Here is a 17,448-nt window from a genome sequence, read left to right on the forward strand (position 1 = left end):
ACCCAAGAGAATGTCTCTATCGCCAATGCTAGCTCACAAATCTCACAAGATGTATCAGGGATTGCCAAGGCGATATTAGATGATGCAAACAAGAAAAAGGTATAGCCACAAGCGATTCGCTCTTGGGTAGGCATTTACTTGATTGCTAAAATTTTGGGGCAGTCATTACCGCTTAGGTAGCTCCTGCCCCAAAACAAGCGCAGCGAAGTTTCTTTAGTAATCCACTCTCCCACTAGAATCCACTTTTTGACTTGCCGCGTTTTTTCCGTCATCTCGAGCGAGTGAAACGAGCGCGGCGATCCATAAAACAAACCCAGAATCTAGTTTTGCAAAAGTGGATTCTAGGATTTAGCTCAAAAGTTACATCTCTAGCCTCAAGCCAGCACGCCCTTTTCACAAAGTCTTAAGCACAACTACATCTACGCAAACACAGCTAGATTCTACTACAAGCCCCAAAGTATCTGCTATAATCGATCATCATAAATTCAAAGGAGTAGCAATGGCGATCAAAAAGGTAGTGCTAGCATATAGTGGTGGGCTTGATACAAGCGTGATTTTAAAATGGCTTGGCGATACTTATGGCTGCGAGGTGGTAACCTTCACCGCAGATATTGGGCAAGGGGAAGAAGTCGAGCCAGCACGCGCCAAAGCCTTAAAGCTTGGCATTAAGGCAAAAAACATCTTCATAGAAGATTTGCAAGAAGAATTTATCCGTGATTTTGTCTTCCCAATGTTTCGTGCTAATGCGATTTATGAGGGGGAATATCTGCTAGGCACAAGTATCGCACGCCCATTGATCGCTAAAAGACTTGTGCAAATCGCGCAAAAAGTCGGTGCCGATGCGATCGCGCACGGCGCGACAGGCAAGGGGAATGACCAAGTGCGCTTTGAGCTAGGGGCGTATGCGCTAGACCCGGAGATTAAGGTCATAGCTCCGTGGAGAGAGTGGGATCTAAATAGCCGAGAAAAGCTCCTAGCCTATGCCAAAAAGGCTGGAATCCCCATTGAAAATGCGAAGAAAAAGTCCCCCTACTCAATGGACGCAAATCTCTTGCACATCAGCTATGAAGGGCAAAATCTCGAAGACCCAAGCCAAGCTCCAGAAGAGAGTATGTGGCGGTGGAGTGTCAGCCCTAAAAATGCCCCTAATACGCCTGAAGTCATCACCATAGAGTTTGAAAACGGCGATGGCGTGGCGATAAATGGCAAAAAGCTAAGTCCTGCAAAATTCTGGCAAAAGCTCAATGCGCTAGGCTCTAAGCACGGCATAGGCAGGCTTGATCTTGTGGAAAATCGCTTTGTGGGTATGAAATCGCGCGGCTGCTATGAGACTCCGGGCGGTGCGATCTATCTAAAAGCACATCGAGCGATAGAATCCATCACGCTTGATAGAGAAGAAGCACATCTCAAAGATGAGCTTATGCCGCGCTATGCGAGCCTTATTTATAATGGATTTTGGTTTAGCAAGGAGAGAGAAGCCCTGCAAGCTCTCATCGACACCACGCAAAAAAGCGTGAATGGACTTGTCCGCCTAGAGCTGTATAAAGGCAGTGTAATGGTGCTAGGGCGGGAGTCTAGCAACTCGCTCTTTAGCGCGGCATATAGCACCTTTGAAGAAGATAGCGTCTATGATCAAAAAGATGCCGCAGGCTTTATCAAGCTCAATGCCCTGCGCTTTATCATCGCGGGCAAAGCTCACAAAAAGTCTAAAAAATCCACCAAAAAGCTTGATAAATCAGGGGCGAAAAAATCAGGCAAAAAAGAATCCAAAAAGAAGCAAAAATAATGCATAAAAATCTCGCGCTTGTGCTGGCGTTTTTACTCTGTGGCTGCGGCACGGTCTATACGCCAGGCAGTGCCACAGGTATGGCAAGTAGTAAGAAAACAGGCATTGGGATTTGCAAGAACTTTTTCTACTTTTTTGACTTTGGGGACTGCACGATCGCAGCGGCTGCACGCAATGGCGGGATAGAGAAAATCGCTACCACAGATTTCGCTCGCAATGGCTTCCCCTATATTTACACCAAGCGCACGACAATTGTTACAGGTGAGTAGAATCCACTAGAAAACCCTTTAGCTAAGTGTTGCGGAGCTAGAATCCATAAAGGCGCGGAACTTTAGCTCTGCTAGATTCCAGTCTTCTAGCGTGTCGATGTCGTGGGCTAGGGAGTGGGGCAGCACAATGGGGCGAGAGTGCGGCGCGAAAATCGCTAGCTCATCGTGCCACGCCCACACTCGCCCGAAGTAAAACTGCCCTGCATCGTGATAAATCCTAGGGAGGTCTTGTGAGCGTTTGTGATAATGCTCGGGGAAAAGCATAGTGGGGCTACCTTCATCAATGACAAAGCTTCTATAAGGATTGTAGCTATACTCTAGTGCGCCAAAGCTATATGCCGCGCTAGAATCTAGCAGAGCCTGCAAGCCTTGTGCAAGAAAGCTTGCTTGCAAAAGTGGGGTAGTGGGGTAGATCACACAAAGCACATCGCTAGAGCTAGAATCTAGCCCTAGCTCTTGTGCTGCGTGTGCGGCGACAGCGGCAGTGGGCGTGAAGTCATCGCTTAAAGAGCTTGGGCGTAGGAATGGGATTTCTGCCCCATAGCTTTGGGCAATATCGGCTATGTGCTGTGAGTCCGTGCTAACAATCACACGAGAAAAAAGCTTGGATTCTAGCGCGGTTGTGATAGGGTAGGCGATGATGGGCTTGCCGCAAAAGGGCTTGATATTTTTGCGCGGGATTCTCTTGCTTCCGCTTCGCGCAGGGATTAGGGCGATGATCTTTGGCGCGCTAGTATGTGAAGTATCGGTATTTAGCGCGGTATTTGAGGTGATATGTGGGGCGGTGGTGCGCAAGGGCTAGAATCTAGAAAGGAAATTCATCTTCTATGGCTTGTGTGCCATCTTTTTTGTGGTTGGTCTGTCCGATCGCGCCGATACTTGTGTAAGCGATTTTGGAGTCTGCGATAAACTTTGATGAAATGCTATTATCGCGCTCTATGTCATAGGGGCGGATCACGCCGCTAATGGTTACTAGCCGCTTTTCACCATCGATTAGCACTTCATTATGCCCATAGACGAAGTAGTTGCCATTTTCTAGCACTTTTAGGATTCTAGCGGTTATTGAGAATTTCAGCGCGTCATTGCGGCTTTGCTGTCCGCTGCCCTTGAAGTTGGAGTTATCGGCGGTTTTTTGCAGGGTGTAGTTGGTCTGGTTGTTGAGATCTTGGGTGTCTTTGGCGGCTTGCTCATCGCTGCCGTTATAGCCTAGCACAGGGGCGTTGATCGCGCCACCGCTTGTGCTTGTGTAGTCTTTGGAGCTAGAGAGAGAGGCATTGGAGCTTTCATCGATGTTTATGGTGATAAGATCATTGGGGCGCATAGCTCGCCTATCGGCAAAAAGTGGGCGATCGCCTTGCCCAAAGAGTGAGCCTGCTTGAGCTGGAGCTGGGAGGAACTCCTTGCTAGGCATTTCCTCGACATAATTTGGGGGATTGAAGTCGATCTCTGGGCTTAGGGCTTGGGCTAGGCTTAGTGCGCTAGCTAGTGTGATTAGCGCGGCGATCGCGCGTGCCTTGCGTGATGGGCGGAGCTGGATTCTAGGGCTTTTGGCTGTGTGTGCTGGCTGTGTCCTTACAATGCTCATTTAGGCTATCCTTAGTGGTGTTTGGTAAGGATTGAAGCAAAGGGCGTTCCACTCACTGCGCCAAGCCTTAGCGAAGTATATGCTATGATTGCGCGCTTGTTTTATGTAGGAGGTAGTTATGGGCAAACGCGGATATATATATATATATATTAGTAGTTATTTGTGTCCTTTGTGGGCTGGGGCTTGCATATAGCATTGGGAGTGTGCAAAGGAGTGCGACTTTTAGCACGATCACTTTAGATATAGAGCGCACGCTAGCTAGCAACTCCGCAGTCAAAAAAGCTGATGAATTTGCTGGGGTTGATGAGTTTGCCTCTTATGCTAGGGCACAGAAATTTACGCATTTTATTTATGTATTTACATTTGTGCCTAGTGGCAAAATTTTCACACATAATCGCCTTTATGCAATGCGTGCTATCGCACTTGATCCACATATAGAGTCTATCACTTTTGCTAGAAAGGGGGTAGGGCAGTTTGTAGCAGGCTCGCTTCTTGCACCAAGCGTGCTGCAGGGCTTGAGTGAGCAGGGACTCATCTACACACTAAGCATACAGAAGAAATTTTACAGGGCTGTGGCGATAGGCTTGCTCGCGCTACTTCTTATAATGCTTTTGCTCCAAAGTAGCGTGCGTGTTTATCTAGCTAGAATATCGCATATACCCACACTTTTTAAGCCTAGTGATAGTGTGATATATGTGTATGATTATAGCCTTACACAGGCTCTGCGACTTAGGTGGGATTTCCCCACAATCGCGTTTATCTTGTATGTGGTAGGGCTTAGTGCTTTGATCGCTTCTAGGGCGACTTTATGCGCACTTGTGGGCGATGATTGGATTTATAGCTCTACTTATCCGGCATTTTATAGTCCGCTGGATTTTACGGGCGTGCTTCAAGGGTGGTTCTGGCAAAGGGGGCGACATATCGCTGATGTGCTGATGGTAGCAAGTATGCGCCCCTTTGGCGAAGTGCTAGTAAGCTTTGGTGTAGAAGTTGTAGCGGCTTTTAAAATTATGGCGGCGTTTTTTAGCGTGTGTGCGTATTTGCTTATAAGCTGTATGGCTAGCGTGCTTGTGTATTGGATCAATCAAAGGCGAGATTTTAGGCTGATTTTTGTGCTGGTATCGCTTGTGGTATTTGTGCTTTTTACGCTTATTAACTTTGTCAATATGGCGGCGTATGTGTGGAGTGCTGGGGTGGCGTTGCTGGCGTTTTTGCCTGTGGGGTATTATTTTGTATTTGGCAAGGAAGTGCGCTTTAGCCGTAATCTTCCTATGCATATCGCATTTGTCTTTGTGCTTAGCTATTGCGCGTGCTTTCAAAATGAGCCAAGCACGCTATCTATCGCTGGGCTTAGCTTTTTGCTCCTGCTTAGCAGGGGGTTTAGGGGTATTAGTGCTATGGTGTGGTATTACTGCGCATTGCTATGTGCTATGCCTTTTGTCGCTACGCTTTTGACCTATGTCTCTGGCAGGGGGAAATGGCAGCAAGAAATCATACAAGACACCACCACTTTGGGCAATATCAAGTCCTATCTAGCAGAGCTTATTGCAAGCAATCATATCGCCTTGCAGTGGGTGCTGATCGCTTCTGGCGTGCTGCTTATGGTGCTTGCGTGGCAGCATATACGCAAAAGGCTTGCCCCAGAGCTAGCTTTGAGTGCTGCTATGCTGGTAGTTGGGCTTATAGGGGTTGTGGGGTTTAGCGCGATTAGAGTGAATGCCGTGTGGTTTTTGGTCTTGCTCGTGCTTTGCGCACTTTTTGGCGTGGCGTTTTTGTGGCGACACTCTCGTAATGGTGCGCTTGCCTTGGCGGGTAATTTTGGCATTGTGGTGCTTATCTTTACCCTGCTTATTGCTTCAGCTAGAGTGTATGAAGAGTCTTTTAAGAAGTATTATCCAGCGCATAATGCCCCCTATAATCTCATCACTCTTTTTGTAGAAGCTCAAGCAAAAGGACAAGATGAAATCACTCTAACAAGCAAAGACATCGCTTTATACAGCCTTGAGCTTCAACGCCTAAACACCGATCCAAAGGGCTATCCAAACGAGCATATAAGCTATTTTATGCGGCATTATGGCTATACAAAAGACATCATTGCTATCCGCCGCGTGGAGTAGCGCGGCAAGCTTGCCTATGCGCGGCTCTTGTAGAATCTATGTGCTAAACTTGTCTATCTCTTTTTGTATAGAATCTTATTTATTTGTGATGACATCACTATATAAATCAGCGACAAACTTCCCTATCGCCTTACCAAAATAGTTTTTAAAGTTCTCCGCATTCATCATATCACTCTTAGCGTTATTGCATAAAGAGCAGGTAAGCACGCAATTATCAACACTATACCCAGCATTAGAATCTTTACGCTCTATATGTGGTGTGCTATTAAACTTTTTTGAATCTAAAAGCTCCTTAGCAAACACTTTTTTTAGCAATGCAAATTCCGTATTGCAATAATAGCACCTATCCCCTTGAGCTTCATACCAATAATAAAATTCCTGAAAATCTTTGAATCCAAACTTTATGCCTTGTCTTTTAGCACTAGATTGTTTGTGTGTAAATTTACTTTTCATAAGCTTAATATGCTCCATTTCATTGCTATTAGCAAAAGCTTCTGCTTCACTATCGCTAAGGTTATATCTAGCCTTAAGTGTTTTTACACTTCTTATAAAATCCCCTTGACTTGTAAATTTTATATGTTTTTTCACTAGCTCTTGCATATCCATTTTATCCCCTTTAGTAAGTAAAATTCTGCGCCAAAACGCAGAGCGCAACCCTATCACAAAAAAAAAAAAAAACAAGCAGCCACAAGCATAGAGCAAAGCGCGCGCCAAGCACAAAGCCACTTTACTTTGTGTCGTTTGCCTTATAGAGTAGGGCAAAGCAAATGAGCGTGAAGATAAGCGTATCTGCCCCTTAATCTAAAGCCTGCTTGCTATGTAAGAAAGCGTTCAACTACTCTCATCAGGCTTTATTTGCGCGTGTATTTTTAAATCTTAGCTACAATGCTCGCACATAAAGCAAGGAGTGATTATGCAAGCAACAGATCAAGTAAAATCCATTTTAGTCCCGCTGGCTGATGGCTTTGAGGAGATTGAGTGTGTGAGTGTGGTGGATATTTTGCGCCGAAGTGGGATAGAGGTGCTGCTAGCTGGAGTGAGCGGAGCTAGGGCGTATAAAGGCGCGCACGATATAGAGATATTTGCGCCACACGATCTAGCAAAAGTGGATTCTAGTGTATTAGATCGCCTAAGCGGCATAGCCCTGCCCGGCGGGCTTAGAGGGATGGAAAATCTTAGCGCAAGCGCGGAGATTAGGGCAATTTTGCAGAGCTTTGCTAAGGCTAAAAAACTTATCGCTGCTATTTGCGCCGCGCCTATCGTGCTAGCACGCGCCAATGTGCTGCAAGGATATTTTACTTGCTATCCGGGCTGCGAGTCTTCTTGCTATGAGAGCTCTAAAGCCCCAAATCTGCGCTATCAACAAACAAGTGTCCTTACGCACGACTCCCAGATCACCGCTTCTGGTCCTGCTAGCGCGCCGTTTTTTGCCCTAGAGATTGTGTGCTACTTGCTAGGAAGTGATCGCGCACAAGAGGTGAAAAAAGAGATGCTACTAGATATGCCCCCTTCTAATTCGTATGCTATATGATATGGCAGCTCTAAGGCTTGGCAAAAGTGGATTCTAGTGTAAAAGTGGATTCTAGGGATTTTGCTAGCGCAGAAAAAATGGATTGCCGCGCGGATTTTCAATCCGCTCGCAATGACAGAAAAAACAACGCCGATAGTAAAAAAGTGGATTCTAGGCTTAATGCTCCATTTCTGTCATCGCGAGCCGTGTGCCAGCACGGCGTGGCGATCCACAAAGGCGCGCAAGCGGATTCTAAGAAAAATGCTCAAAATGCAAACCCCCTAGAATCCTTGTTTGAACACAACGCTCCAATTTCGTCATTACGAGACACTGCGCTAGCAGTGGCGTGGCGATCCACAAGCAACAACGCGCAAAAACCACAAAAAATGGATTGCCGCGCGGATTTTCAATCCGCTCGCAATGACAGAAAAAACAACGCTTACACAAGCACAAGCACCGCTCGCAATGACGGAGATATTTCGCCTGCGACTCAATATGACAATAAAAAAGTGGATTCTAGGCTTAAAGTCCAAAGTGTAAAAACGCCAGCAAAGGATTCTAGCGATTTCACACAGAGCTACCGCTTCCGCCTATGGCAAAATCGCTGGCACACCTTCGCCAAAAACACTCGCGCTAGAATCTCGCTCTATCTTTTTGCCGCGCTTTGTCTCCTAGCCTTGCTAGCTCCCTTGCTAGCAAACCACAAGCCCCTGCTCATCTACCATAATGCGCATTTTTACTTCCCCTTGTGGCAGAGCTACCCAGAATCCACCTTTGGCGGAGACTTTGACACCGAGCCTGATTATAATGACCCATATATGCAAGAGCTTTTGCGCGATAGCTTTGTGCTAAAAGCCCCTATCCCTTATAGCTATGATACTATCGTGCTAGATCTGCACACCCCTGCGCCCACGCCCCCTTCTCTTAGGCATTGGCTGGGCACAGATGATCAAGCCAGAGATGTGCTAGCGCGGCTTATCTATGGTGTGCGCACAAGCATAGCCTTTGGGCTGATTTTAAGCGCGTGTAGCGTGGTGATTGGCATTGCTATTGGGGGCTTGCAGGGGTATTATGGAGGGCTGCTTGACCTCATCGGGCAAAGGGGGATAGAGGTGTATGCAAGTATCCCGCTGCTGTTTTTGCTCATCATTCTCTCAAGCTTTATCACACCTAGCTTTTGGTGGATTCTAGGCATTGTGCTGGCGTTTAGCTGGATTAGCCTTAGTGCGATTGTGCGCGCGGAGTTTCTCAAAGTGCGCGAGAGCCTGTATGTCAAGGCGGCGCGTGCTTTGGGGGCTAGCGATATGCGGATAATGCTTATGCATATTTTGCCAAATGCCTGTGTAGCGACGATCGCTTATGTGCCTTTTCTTATGGTGGGGAGTATCGGCACGCTTGTTACGCTTGATTTCTTGGGCTTTGGTATGCCTGTGGGGAGTGCGAGCCTAGGCGAGCTACTAGAGCAGGGTAAAAACAACCTTGCCTCCCCGCATTTAGCCCTAAGCGGCTTTAGCGCAGTGGCGTTGCTGCTATCGCTATTGTGCTTTATCGGCGAGGGCGTGAGAGACGCGCTAAACCCTAGCGCACAGCCCCGATGAAGTCTGCCCTAAAGCCTAGCGCGCCTGTGCTATGCGTGCGGGATTTGTGCGCGCGATTTGGGGACTTTGCCTTAGAAAATATATCGCTAGAAGTGTGGGCAAATGAGCGCGTAGGCATAGTAGGGAAGTCTGGTAGTGGGAAGAGCCTTTTAGCAAAGCTGCTTATGGGGCTAGTGGCAGGCAGTGATATACGCGGAAGTATCACGCTACAAGGCATTGAGGCAAATCTCGCCGCCTGCCCTATCAGCTCGCCTCTATGGCGCACGATCCGCGCTAAAGGCATAGCCTATATCCCCCAATCCCCCAAGCTCGCCCTAAATCCGCTACATAGCATAGCAAAGCAGCTAGGTGAAATGTGTGCCTTGCACCTGCCCCACACGCCAAAATCGCACTACAACGCCATTATTGATGACGCACTAGAATCCGTGGGGCTAGAATCTAGCCTAAAGCACCGCCTGCCCCACACGCTTAGCGGCGGACAGGCGCAGAGGGTGTGTATCGCGATGATGATCCTAGCACGACCAAAGATTTTACTCTGTGATGAGCCTACAACAGCCCTAGATGCGCATATACAAAGCCAGATTCTAGAGCTTTTAGCCTCTTTTACAGAAATGGCGATCGTGCTTATCAGCCACGATTTGGGCTTGATGGGGAGATTTGCGGAGAGGGGGTATGTGATGGAGGGAGGGCAAATCTGCGGGCATTTTGGGAGGGATTCTAGCTCCGCAATCTTAGAATCCAAAAGCCCCACTGCAAATCTTAAAATCCTTGAAGAAGACAAACAAGCCGAGTGTGAAAAATCTGCCGAAAATAAAAAAGTGGATTCTAGTAATGATTATTTTGCTGCTGCAAAAATTATGGATTCTAAAGAAACATCGGCACAGCCTAAGCGGTATCCCTTGTTTTGCCACGCCGCTGCTACCACAGCGGCTCGCAATGACGATAAAAATACCGATACGCAAAAAGTGGATTCTAGGGATAACGCCCAAAATGTAGAAAACTCCGCACAGGATTCTAGGATTTTTACCCAAAATGCCCCAATTTCAACCACGCCACAGGCGGAAGGATTTTGCGATGATTTTGGGGGTTTTCAAGGCGGGGGCGAAGGGATTTTACTCGGCGTAAATGAGCAAGTCCCCGCCGCAGAATCCCCCAAAAGCGCGCAAAAAGCCAACGCCGATACACAAAAAGTATGCCTACGCTTGCAAGATTTTGGCGCATATCACACGACTAAAGGCTTCTTCACAAAGCAAAAAATCCCAGCCGTGCAAGGCATCAATCTAGCCCTAAAAATGGGCGATAGTGTGGGCATAATTGGGGCTAGTGGGAGTGGAAAGTCTAGCCTAGCCCTTGGGATTTTGGGGCTAGAGGGGCAGCTAGGTGAGCTTTGTCTCTATCCCACCGAGTCAAAAGATCCGCTCATCTACACGGATAAAAGGCGCGATAGGGCGTTTATCTCTATGGTGCAAATCGTTTTCCAAGACCCTCTAGCCGCGCTTAATCCGCGAATGTGCGTGCTAGAGATCGTGCAAGAAGCCCTGCAAAGCCAAAATGCCAAAAAATCTAGCCCCCTACAAGCTATGCAGATTTTAGAGCAAGTGGGGCTATCTAGGGCGTTTGCCTACCGATATAGTGCTACTCTTAGCGGTGGAGAAGCCCAAAGGGTGTGTATCGCTAGGGCGTTGGCAAGTGGGGCTAGGATTTTGCTGCTTGATGAGCCTACTTCCGCACTTGATAAAAGCACGCAAAAAGACATTATCACGCTACTTTTAGACCTGCAGCAAAGGCTTAATCTAAGCTATCTTGTCATAAGCCACGATCTTAGCGTGATAGAGGCGATGTGTGATTGTGTGCTGGTGCTAGAATCCGGGCAGGTGATAGAGCAAGGAGAGCTTGCGCAAGTCTTTAGCGCACCTAGCCACCCTTATACGCAGGCGTTGCTTAGGGCTAGGATTTAGCTTGATTTGCTCCGTGGGGGGAGAGAGCTATGGAAGCGGGGCTTGCAGGGCAGCGCGGATTTCTTGCCTATCATCAAAATGCCGCTTTTCATCACCGATGATTTGATAAGTCTCATCGCCCTTGCCTAGCACCAGCAGCACCCAATCTCCTCCTAACCCCTCCATTTTTGGCTCCCCTTTCTTTAGCTCCTCCATTTTTAGCTCCGCTACGGCTTTTTGTATGCTAGCACGCCGATCAATATCAATATACACGGGCTTTTTAGGATCTTTGGGTATGCCTTGTAAAATATCGTTGATAATGCGTGTAGGATCTTCACTGCGTGGATTATCGCTTGTGATGTAGAGCTTGCTTGCGTATTTATACGCCACTGCGCCCATTTTGGGGCGTTTGGTGGGGTCTCTATCGCCTCCAGCCCCAAAGACTACGGCGATATTTTTGCCTATAAAGCTTGTAAATATCGCTTCCATACCATCGTGTGTGTGGGCAAAATCCACGATGATCAAAGGATCTTTGCTTACTACCTCCATACGCCCCTCCACACCGCCAAAATGCTCCAAATGCTCCGCGCAGGATTCTAGGGGCTTTTGGGCGATGAGCTTGACACAAAGCAATGCGGCTAGGATATTGTAGAGATTGTGCTTGCCATATAGGGGGGCTTGTATGATAGCGTGCTCTAGAGAGTCTTTAGCTCTGCTAGCTGGGGTATAGGATAAATGCGCGGTGATGGCGTGATCTAGGCTATAAGCGTTTGGCTTTAGGTGGGCGTTTGCTTCTATGGCATAGGTGTGGGCGTTGTGGCGATTATAGCTAGCGTGCGGCTCATCGGCATTGATGATTTTGCAGCCATCATCGCTAAAGAAGCTATTTTTCACGCGGATATATTCGGCTTGGGTCTTGTGGTAGTCTAGGTGGTCGCTTGTGATGTTGGTTAGGATTTTTATAGAAAAGTGAATGCCAGCAATGCGCTCTTGCACGATCGCGTGCGAGCTTACTTCCATAATCACAAATGCACACTTCCCAACCATAGCCAAAATCTCATACAGCTCTAGCACGCAAGGCGTGGTAAGCCCCTTTGGCTTAAGCTGCTTGTCATTAGCAAACACTCCGCGCGTGCCAACTAGCGCACACGAGTAGCCAAGATCAAGCAAGAGTGAGTAGATAAGCGCGGCGGTCGTGGTCTTGCCATTGGTGCCGGTTATGCCGATGATTTTGGGCAGTGGGGCAAAAAGCTCTGCTAGCTGCTTTGCTTCTATGCTGGGGTGATCTGGCGTGAAAGCCGCATTTAGTGGCGTGCGGACAAAGAGTGTGTGAGAGTCTAGCTCTCTGCTATCATCGCTTAAATGCGTGTAGGCTGCGCCTTGATACACGCAAGGCTTAGTGATTTTCACTTATGACCTGCGATATGAGAAACGATCTTTTCTGCTTGGGCGATCGCCATAGCCACAGACGCCCCAGATTTAAAGCCAATATCCCCAGCGATAAACACGCCTTGCACAGAAGTTTGCAAATGCTCATTCACTATGGGGAGATTGTTGCTATCTAGCTCGATATTGCACTTTTTAAGAAAATCCACCGGCGAAGAGCCGCCAATGGCATAAATCGCGCGGTCAAACACATCGCTACTACCATCGCTAAAATGCGCACAAATCTTGCCCCCTTGCTCTTCTAGGCTCTCTATATCCACGCCTAGTTTTGTCTTTAGCGTGCCGCTTGCTATGACCTTTTCTAGCTCTTGCTTGTTTGTATCATTGATCCTTGCAAACTCGGTGCGGCGGTAGTTTAGCGTGGTATCGTGCGAGGCGCAGAGGTCGATAGCGTATTCCACAGCGGAGTTCCCACCGCCTACGATCAGTAGCCGCTCGCCTGCTTGGATACTAGAGGCATTGTAATTGACTTGGCGCAAAATCGCTGGAGGGATTTTGTAGCTAGGCTTATTGGGCTGCCCCATTTTGCCAATGGTGATAATCGCATAATCCGCGCTTATAGAGTGATTGCCACTTGTGCGGATAAGTAGGCTGCCATTTGCTTGTCTTTGGATCGATTCTACATCGTTGTTATAAGCGACATTGATCGCGTGCTTTTCTAGCAGGCTATCAAACATCGCTAGCGCGCCTTCTTTGTTTGTATCGCTGAAATCTATCGCGCCTACAAGCTCGACTTTATCGCCTTTGTAGTCTCTATCTACGCGCTTACCATCTTTGTAGAATTTCCGCAGTGTGGCATTATGCTCTGCGCCCTTTTCTAGCAAGATGACAGAGAGTCCTTTAAGCGTGGCTTCCACACTTGCGCTAATGCCTCCGGGTCCTGCTCCTATGACTGCTATGGTGTAATGCTCCATTTTTGACTCCTTGTGTTTGGGATTGGGGGTTGCTTGCTGGTTTTGAGCTATGGCATTGGCTAGGTTTAGATCCTCTATACTATCAAATAGCGCGCCGTGCGTGATTTTATGCGCATCATCAAACTGCCCATTACGCAAGCCCCAGAGGAATACCACTAGCCCCACTAGCCCTATCCCTAGTGATACCAGCAGCATAATGGTAATAATAGGGGTATTCATACTAGCTCCAAGAATCTCACAAGCTTTTCTATACTAAGTCCTAACGCGCTGGATTCTAGCCCGATTTGCCTGCGGATATAGCGTTTGTGGAAGCCCTCTATCATCACGCAGCCAGCTTTGCCCACCCACGCTAGAGAATCCACATAGCCTAGCATATCGCTTGGCTCAAATTTGCCTAGCTCCAAGACACACGCGCTTAGATCCACAAAGCTCGCGCGTTTGCTTTGGTAGGCTAGGGCTGTTAGGATACTTATATGCTTGGAATCTTGCAATTCTAGCATATTTCTAGCTTCTTGCTTATCTCTAGCTTTGCGCAGTAGCTTGCCATTGACACTTACCACGCTATCTGCACATAGCACCCCAGAATCTAGCGCGCTAGTGAGCTTGCCCCTTTTGTCCAAAAGTGCTAAAGTGGATTCTAGCTTTTTCATACAAGCGATATAGGCAAACTTCGCAGGATCGCTGATCTCTAGGCTCTCTTCATCAAATCCGCTATCCATTTGGCTAAATGCTATGCCCCACTCTTGCAATATCCGCGCACGCGTGGGGCTAAGGCTCGCTAGGATAAGTGGCTCTCTCATAATCGCTCCTAGATTCTAGTGGCATTTTGGGATCGCTATTATACGCTATGTGATTGTCTTGGCGAGATTATTGGTGGTGCTTTGGTGGTGGTAGATATAAGGCTTGCGTTTTTTTTTTTTTGATTTACTATTGTGATTTGCAAAATATTAAGGAGGGAATATGCGTGTAAAAATCGCGATATTGCTTGCTGGGGGCATTGTCTCTAGCTATGGTTCAGGCTTTAAGCTTACAGAGCAAAGTCTCAATGGCACCGCGCTAAACTCTGCATATATCGCTGGGGCGTATGGCGCGGACTCTAGCTACTATAATCCCGCGAATATGGGCTTTGATGAAGCTAATGAGATAGAAGTTAATGGGACGATGATTTTTATCCCGGGGTTTGACTTTACTACGGCAGGTAGAGATAAAGGGGAAATTTCTACGGGAAATATAGCTGCTTTGGGTCCAAATCGCCCAGCAGGACCCGCTATCGTAAGCGGTAGGGCAAACCCCACGCTAGCCTTTGCGCCAAAGATATTTTTCAAAACCAAGCCTTGGCATATAGGCGATAGCGTGAAAACAAACTTCGGGCTATCAATCACAACGCCCTCAGGGCTTAGTATGGATTGGAGCGGTGAGGGGGGAGAGTTTTTAGACAATGTGGGGATAATGATGATAGAGACAAATCCCGTGGTTTCCCTCACGCTATGGGATCGGCTAGGGCTTGCTGCTGGAGCGCGTATCATCTATGGCTCTGGGGATTTTGATAATACGCTGTATGTGCCTTACACTGCAGAAAATGCTATGGGGCTTGGCTTAAATATAAAAGGCACTACTAAAATTTCCCAATCATCATCGACAAAGGCTTGGGGGCTAGGCTACAATGTCGCACTTACATTAAAACTTACCAAAACCACGACCCTAGCGGCTACTTATCGCTCTAAAGTGCATTTTGATATGAAAGGCAATCTCTCTGCTACTTCACACATAGATGGTGGGAAGTTGGCTGGAAAAGGGACGGTTGATATGCGAGCAAACTTGCTGCTTTCTACGGATTTGCCCGATACACTTAATGTCGCCCTAGCCCAAAGGCTTGGCAAACTTCTCGCAGAATTTACCTATGAGCATACATTCTGGGGAAGTGCGGATATTTTTGAATTTCAATATAGCAATCAAGAATTTAGCAATGCACAAGGCTTTACGCCTGGGTTTGAAAATACCATTATCGCAACGGCATATCAAAATATGGCAGGAGCCGACTACAATGCCGTGGCTATGGGGCGTGGCTGGAAAAATAGCAATGCCTTCCGCCTAGGCTTTACACACTTCTCTACCGAAAATCTCACGCTTATGGGATCACTCGCGCTAGATTTTACCCCTGTGCCGCAAGGCAGAGATACATTTGGTATCCCTGATGCCAACTCCTATATGCTAGGGCTTGGTGCTAGGTATAATCTCTTTGGCGGGAGGGCAGATGTAGGGCTTGCCTACTCACTCGCGCTCAAAGATAATACAAAGAGCTTTATCCAAAGCCAAAATGGCTTAGGGCAGCTGCATTTAGTAACCTTGGGCGCGAAGTATAGATTCTAGTGCAAGCAGATTCTAGTGCAAGGATTTGGTATAAATAGATTCTACTAATAGCTTCAAGGTAGCTAGGATAGAATCGCTTCTACTACATTGCCCTTTTGTCTCTTGCGTTGTTTAAAAAAACCCATTATAAACACATTCATATATCGTAATTATTTATTCTCATAAGGAGTGTAATGCTACCTTTTAGCGATAGTGAGCTGTATGAGCCTGTGCAACGATCATTAGAAAAGGTGCGACCGCATCTTTTGCGCGATTCTGGCGATATAGAGCTACAAGAGATTAAAGGCGGTAAAGTTTATGTGCGCTTGCTTGGGGCGTGTCAAGGCTGCTCTGCTTCGCATATCACGCTAAAGCGCGGTGTAGAGCAGCAGCTTAAGCGCGATATACACCCAGATATGGAAGTAGTAGAAGTTCGATAAAGGCAGAGTATGACCATAATCCCACCAAACCCCACCTACAATCCGCGTAAAAAACGCTTGATAAACAAAGGCTTCAAAGCCCTTGCGGCTAGGGATTTCACCCTTGCGGCGCATTATTTTAACCTAGCTTTAGCACTAGATTCTAGCGATAAACGCGCGTGCATAGGTGTGCTAATCGCGGATATTGCGCAAGACTTCCCCAAAAAGGCTGAGATTTTCACAGAGCTTTACCAAATCTTGCTAGCTTCAGCCCCCCGCGCCCAGCACAATGCTATCCATACGCAAATGCTTGAAATCTTGCGTGATTTTGACACAAGCTTAGATCATATCTCCCACGCCGCACAGGCAGAAGACTCCCTAGAATCCGAGCAGCTAAATGGCATAGCGTATAAGGATTTTACTACGCTCTGTCAGGCAAAAGGCTTTAAAGAAGTGTTTGAAAACTTAATCTTTAGCACTAAAATCATCTTCACCGAGCGCGATGATTTTTATCAATTTCTTAAAGATCTTATCCACTATGGCTTTAAGCAAATCGCACTCACTTATATAGAAGATATGCCACAAATCGCTTATAACAGCGAGATACAAGAGATTTTAAAGCAGTTTTAGTAGTTTGGGTGGGGCTAGGATTTGGGCTAAATGTGGCTCTAGCCCAAAGTGGATTCTAGGGGAATGCCAATGGATTGCCACGCCACTGCTACCGCAGCGGCTCGCAATGACAAAGTAAGCGACTTTCCCCATCATCGCGAGCTGCGCAAAGCGGCGTGGCGATCCATAACACAATCTTAGAATCCCAAGCAGAAAAAACGCACAAAGGGTAGAATCCACTTTTGCAAAAGTGGATTCTAGTAGGGGGATTCAGCTTTTCTAAAGAAACCTGCTTGCGTGCCCCCGCCTCGCACCGCTGTCGCTGGTTTTGGGCTAGAATCCCAAAACGACAAGAAAAAGTGGATTCTAGCAATGCCACAAATTTAAAAAAGCAAGCACAGGATTTTAGGATTTTTACCCAAAATGCCCCAATTTTAACCACGCCGCAGGCGGCAGGATTTGAGATGAAAAATTGTAGTTTTCAAGGCGTGGGCACGCAAGCAGGTTTCTTTAGTAAAAGCGCGCAAAACAAGCGAAGCGCAGTTTCTTTAGAAAAGCCAACACCATTTCTAAGGGCTTAGGCTAGACTTTGATATTAAGCAAATGTGTCTCACCACTAGGGGAGCTAGCAAGTGTGTCTAGGCTTTGAGCCTGCTCACTCTCCTCTTTGTCTTTTTTGCCTTGGTCATCTTGCTGCTCCCATTGGCTATTGCCTTTAGCGTCTTTATCGACTTTGTTATTTGTCTCTGTGGGGCGCACTTCTTGGATCTCTTTGAGCTTGTCTTCAAACTCTTGGGGGATCATATCGCCGCGCTGCATAGCGTTTGCGTGGGCGGCAGAAGTTGTCTGCATATTTTGATTGATATAGGTGATATTACCAATGGGTGAGATTGCCATAATGCCTCCTAG

The 17,448-nt window shown here is 47.2% G+C and carries 15 protein-coding genes and 2 pseudogenes; 10 read left to right on the forward strand and 7 right to left on the reverse strand.

Annotation, left to right across the window (positions count from 1 at the left end):
• Window positions 1-499: 499 nt before the first annotated feature.
• Window positions 500-1,705 (forward strand): annotated as a pseudogene (locus NYG90_RS01735) (argininosuccinate synthase); the annotation flags it as partial.
• Between the two features lie 80 nt (window positions 1,706-1,785).
• Window positions 1,786-2,055 (forward strand): TRL domain-containing protein, encoded by a 270-nt coding sequence (locus tag NYG90_RS01740; RefSeq protein WP_115010912.1) that lies wholly within the window; start codon window positions 1,786-1,788, stop codon window positions 2,053-2,055.
• A gap of 18 nt (window positions 2,056-2,073) precedes the next feature.
• On the opposite strand, the gene pseF is transcribed toward NYG90_RS01740, so the two are convergent.
• Together pseF and flgH are read right to left on the reverse strand one after the other, a co-directional pair.
• Window positions 2,074-2,850 carry a pseudaminic acid cytidylyltransferase gene (pseF, locus tag NYG90_RS01745; protein WP_350338541.1) on the reverse strand — a complete coding sequence of 259 codons (777 nt, stop codon included), beginning with the start codon at window positions 2,848-2,850 and terminating at the stop codon, window positions 2,074-2,076.
• Between the two features lie 10 nt (window positions 2,851-2,860).
• The gene (gene flgH, locus NYG90_RS01750; protein WP_285256694.1) at window positions 2,861-3,640 is read right to left on the reverse strand and encodes a flagellar basal body L-ring protein FlgH; all 780 of its coding nucleotides are present in this window, start codon (window positions 3,638-3,640) and stop codon (window positions 2,861-2,863) included.
• 203 nt (window positions 3,641-3,843) lie between these two features.
• Here flgH and NYG90_RS01755 point away from each other — a divergent pair, with 203 nt between their 5' ends.
• A complete protein-coding gene (locus tag NYG90_RS01755) occupies window positions 3,844-5,757 on the forward strand; it encodes a hypothetical protein (RefSeq protein ID WP_285264618.1) in 1,914 nt (637 codons plus the stop codon).
• 75 nt (window positions 5,758-5,832) lie between these two features.
• Here NYG90_RS01755 and NYG90_RS01760 read toward each other — a convergent pair whose 3' ends face one another.
• Window positions 5,833-6,363 carry a hypothetical protein gene (locus tag NYG90_RS01760; protein ID WP_285256692.1) on the reverse strand — a complete coding sequence of 177 codons (531 nt, stop codon included), beginning with the start codon at window positions 6,361-6,363 and terminating at the stop codon, window positions 5,833-5,835.
• A gap of 307 nt (window positions 6,364-6,670) precedes the next feature.
• Here NYG90_RS01760 and NYG90_RS01765 point away from each other — a divergent pair, with 307 nt between their 5' ends.
• From NYG90_RS01765 to NYG90_RS01775, 3 genes and pseudogenes are all read left to right on the forward strand, one after another.
• Window positions 6,671-7,288, forward strand: coding sequence for a DJ-1 family glyoxalase III (locus NYG90_RS01765; RefSeq protein WP_285256691.1), 618 nt, complete (start codon window positions 6,671-6,673; stop codon window positions 7,286-7,288).
• A 569-nt stretch (window positions 7,289-7,857) separates the two neighbouring features.
• A pseudogene (locus NYG90_RS01770) lies at window positions 7,858-8,865 on the forward strand (ABC transporter permease subunit); the annotation flags it as partial.
• Window positions 8,862-10,823, forward strand: a complete 1,962-nt coding sequence (locus NYG90_RS01775) for an ATP-binding cassette domain-containing protein (RefSeq protein ID WP_285264619.1) — start codon at window positions 8,862-8,864, stop codon at window positions 10,821-10,823. The pseudogene NYG90_RS01770 and the gene NYG90_RS01775, both read left to right, overlap by 4 nt.
• A 27-nt stretch (window positions 10,824-10,850) precedes the next feature.
• Here NYG90_RS01775 and NYG90_RS01780 read toward each other — a convergent pair whose 3' ends face one another.
• From NYG90_RS01780 to maf, 3 genes are read right to left on the reverse strand one after another with little or no spacing between them, the layout of a single operon-like run.
• A complete protein-coding gene (locus tag NYG90_RS01780; protein ID WP_285256689.1) occupies window positions 10,851-12,212 on the reverse strand; it encodes a UDP-N-acetylmuramoyl-L-alanyl-D-glutamate--2,6-diaminopimelate ligase in 1,362 nt (453 codons plus the stop codon).
• Entirely contained in the window at window positions 12,209-13,381 is a 1,173-nt protein-coding gene (gene ccoS, locus NYG90_RS01785) for a cbb3-type cytochrome oxidase assembly protein CcoS (protein WP_285256688.1), read from the reverse strand. The genes NYG90_RS01780 and ccoS overlap by 4 nt, the downstream gene beginning before the upstream one ends.
• Entirely contained in the window at window positions 13,378-13,962 is a 585-nt protein-coding gene (gene maf / locus NYG90_RS01790; RefSeq protein ID WP_285256687.1) for a septum formation inhibitor Maf, read from the reverse strand. The genes ccoS and maf overlap by 4 nt, the downstream gene beginning before the upstream one ends.
• A gap of 160 nt (window positions 13,963-14,122) precedes the next feature.
• Between maf and NYG90_RS01795 the strand changes: the two genes are divergently transcribed.
• The 4 genes from NYG90_RS01795 to NYG90_RS01810 all read left to right on the forward strand — a co-directional run bounded on the left by NYG90_RS01795 (window position 14,123) and on the right by NYG90_RS01810 (window position 17,120).
• Window positions 14,123-15,532 carry an OmpP1/FadL family transporter gene (locus NYG90_RS01795; RefSeq protein ID WP_285256686.1) on the forward strand — a complete coding sequence of 470 codons (1,410 nt, stop codon included), beginning with the start codon at window positions 14,123-14,125 and terminating at the stop codon, window positions 15,530-15,532.
• Between the two features lie 173 nt (window positions 15,533-15,705).
• Window positions 15,706-15,951: a NifU family protein gene (locus NYG90_RS01800; RefSeq protein WP_115010902.1), complete on the forward strand. Its 246-nt coding sequence runs from the start codon at window positions 15,706-15,708 to the stop codon at window positions 15,949-15,951.
• Window positions 15,952-15,960: 9 nt separating this feature from the next.
• Window positions 15,961-16,560 carry a histidine kinase gene (locus tag NYG90_RS01805; protein WP_285256685.1) on the forward strand — a complete coding sequence of 200 codons (600 nt, stop codon included), beginning with the start codon at window positions 15,961-15,963 and terminating at the stop codon, window positions 16,558-16,560.
• 272 nt (window positions 16,561-16,832) lie between these two features.
• Window positions 16,833-17,120, forward strand: coding sequence for a hypothetical protein (locus tag NYG90_RS01810; RefSeq protein WP_285256684.1), 288 nt, complete (start codon window positions 16,833-16,835; stop codon window positions 17,118-17,120).
• A gap of 1 nt (window position 17,121) precedes the next feature.
• Here NYG90_RS01810 and NYG90_RS01815 read toward each other — a convergent pair whose 3' ends face one another.
• A complete protein-coding gene (locus NYG90_RS01815; RefSeq protein ID WP_115010899.1) occupies window positions 17,122-17,436 on the reverse strand; it encodes a hypothetical protein in 315 nt (104 codons plus the stop codon).
• Window positions 17,437-17,448 lie beyond the last annotated feature (12 nt).

It is taken from the genome of Helicobacter zhangjianzhongii (genome assembly GCF_030249855.1).
In the GTDB taxonomy this organism is placed as follows: domain Bacteria; phylum Campylobacterota; class Campylobacteria; order Campylobacterales; family Helicobacteraceae; genus Helicobacter_B; species Helicobacter_B zhangjianzhongii.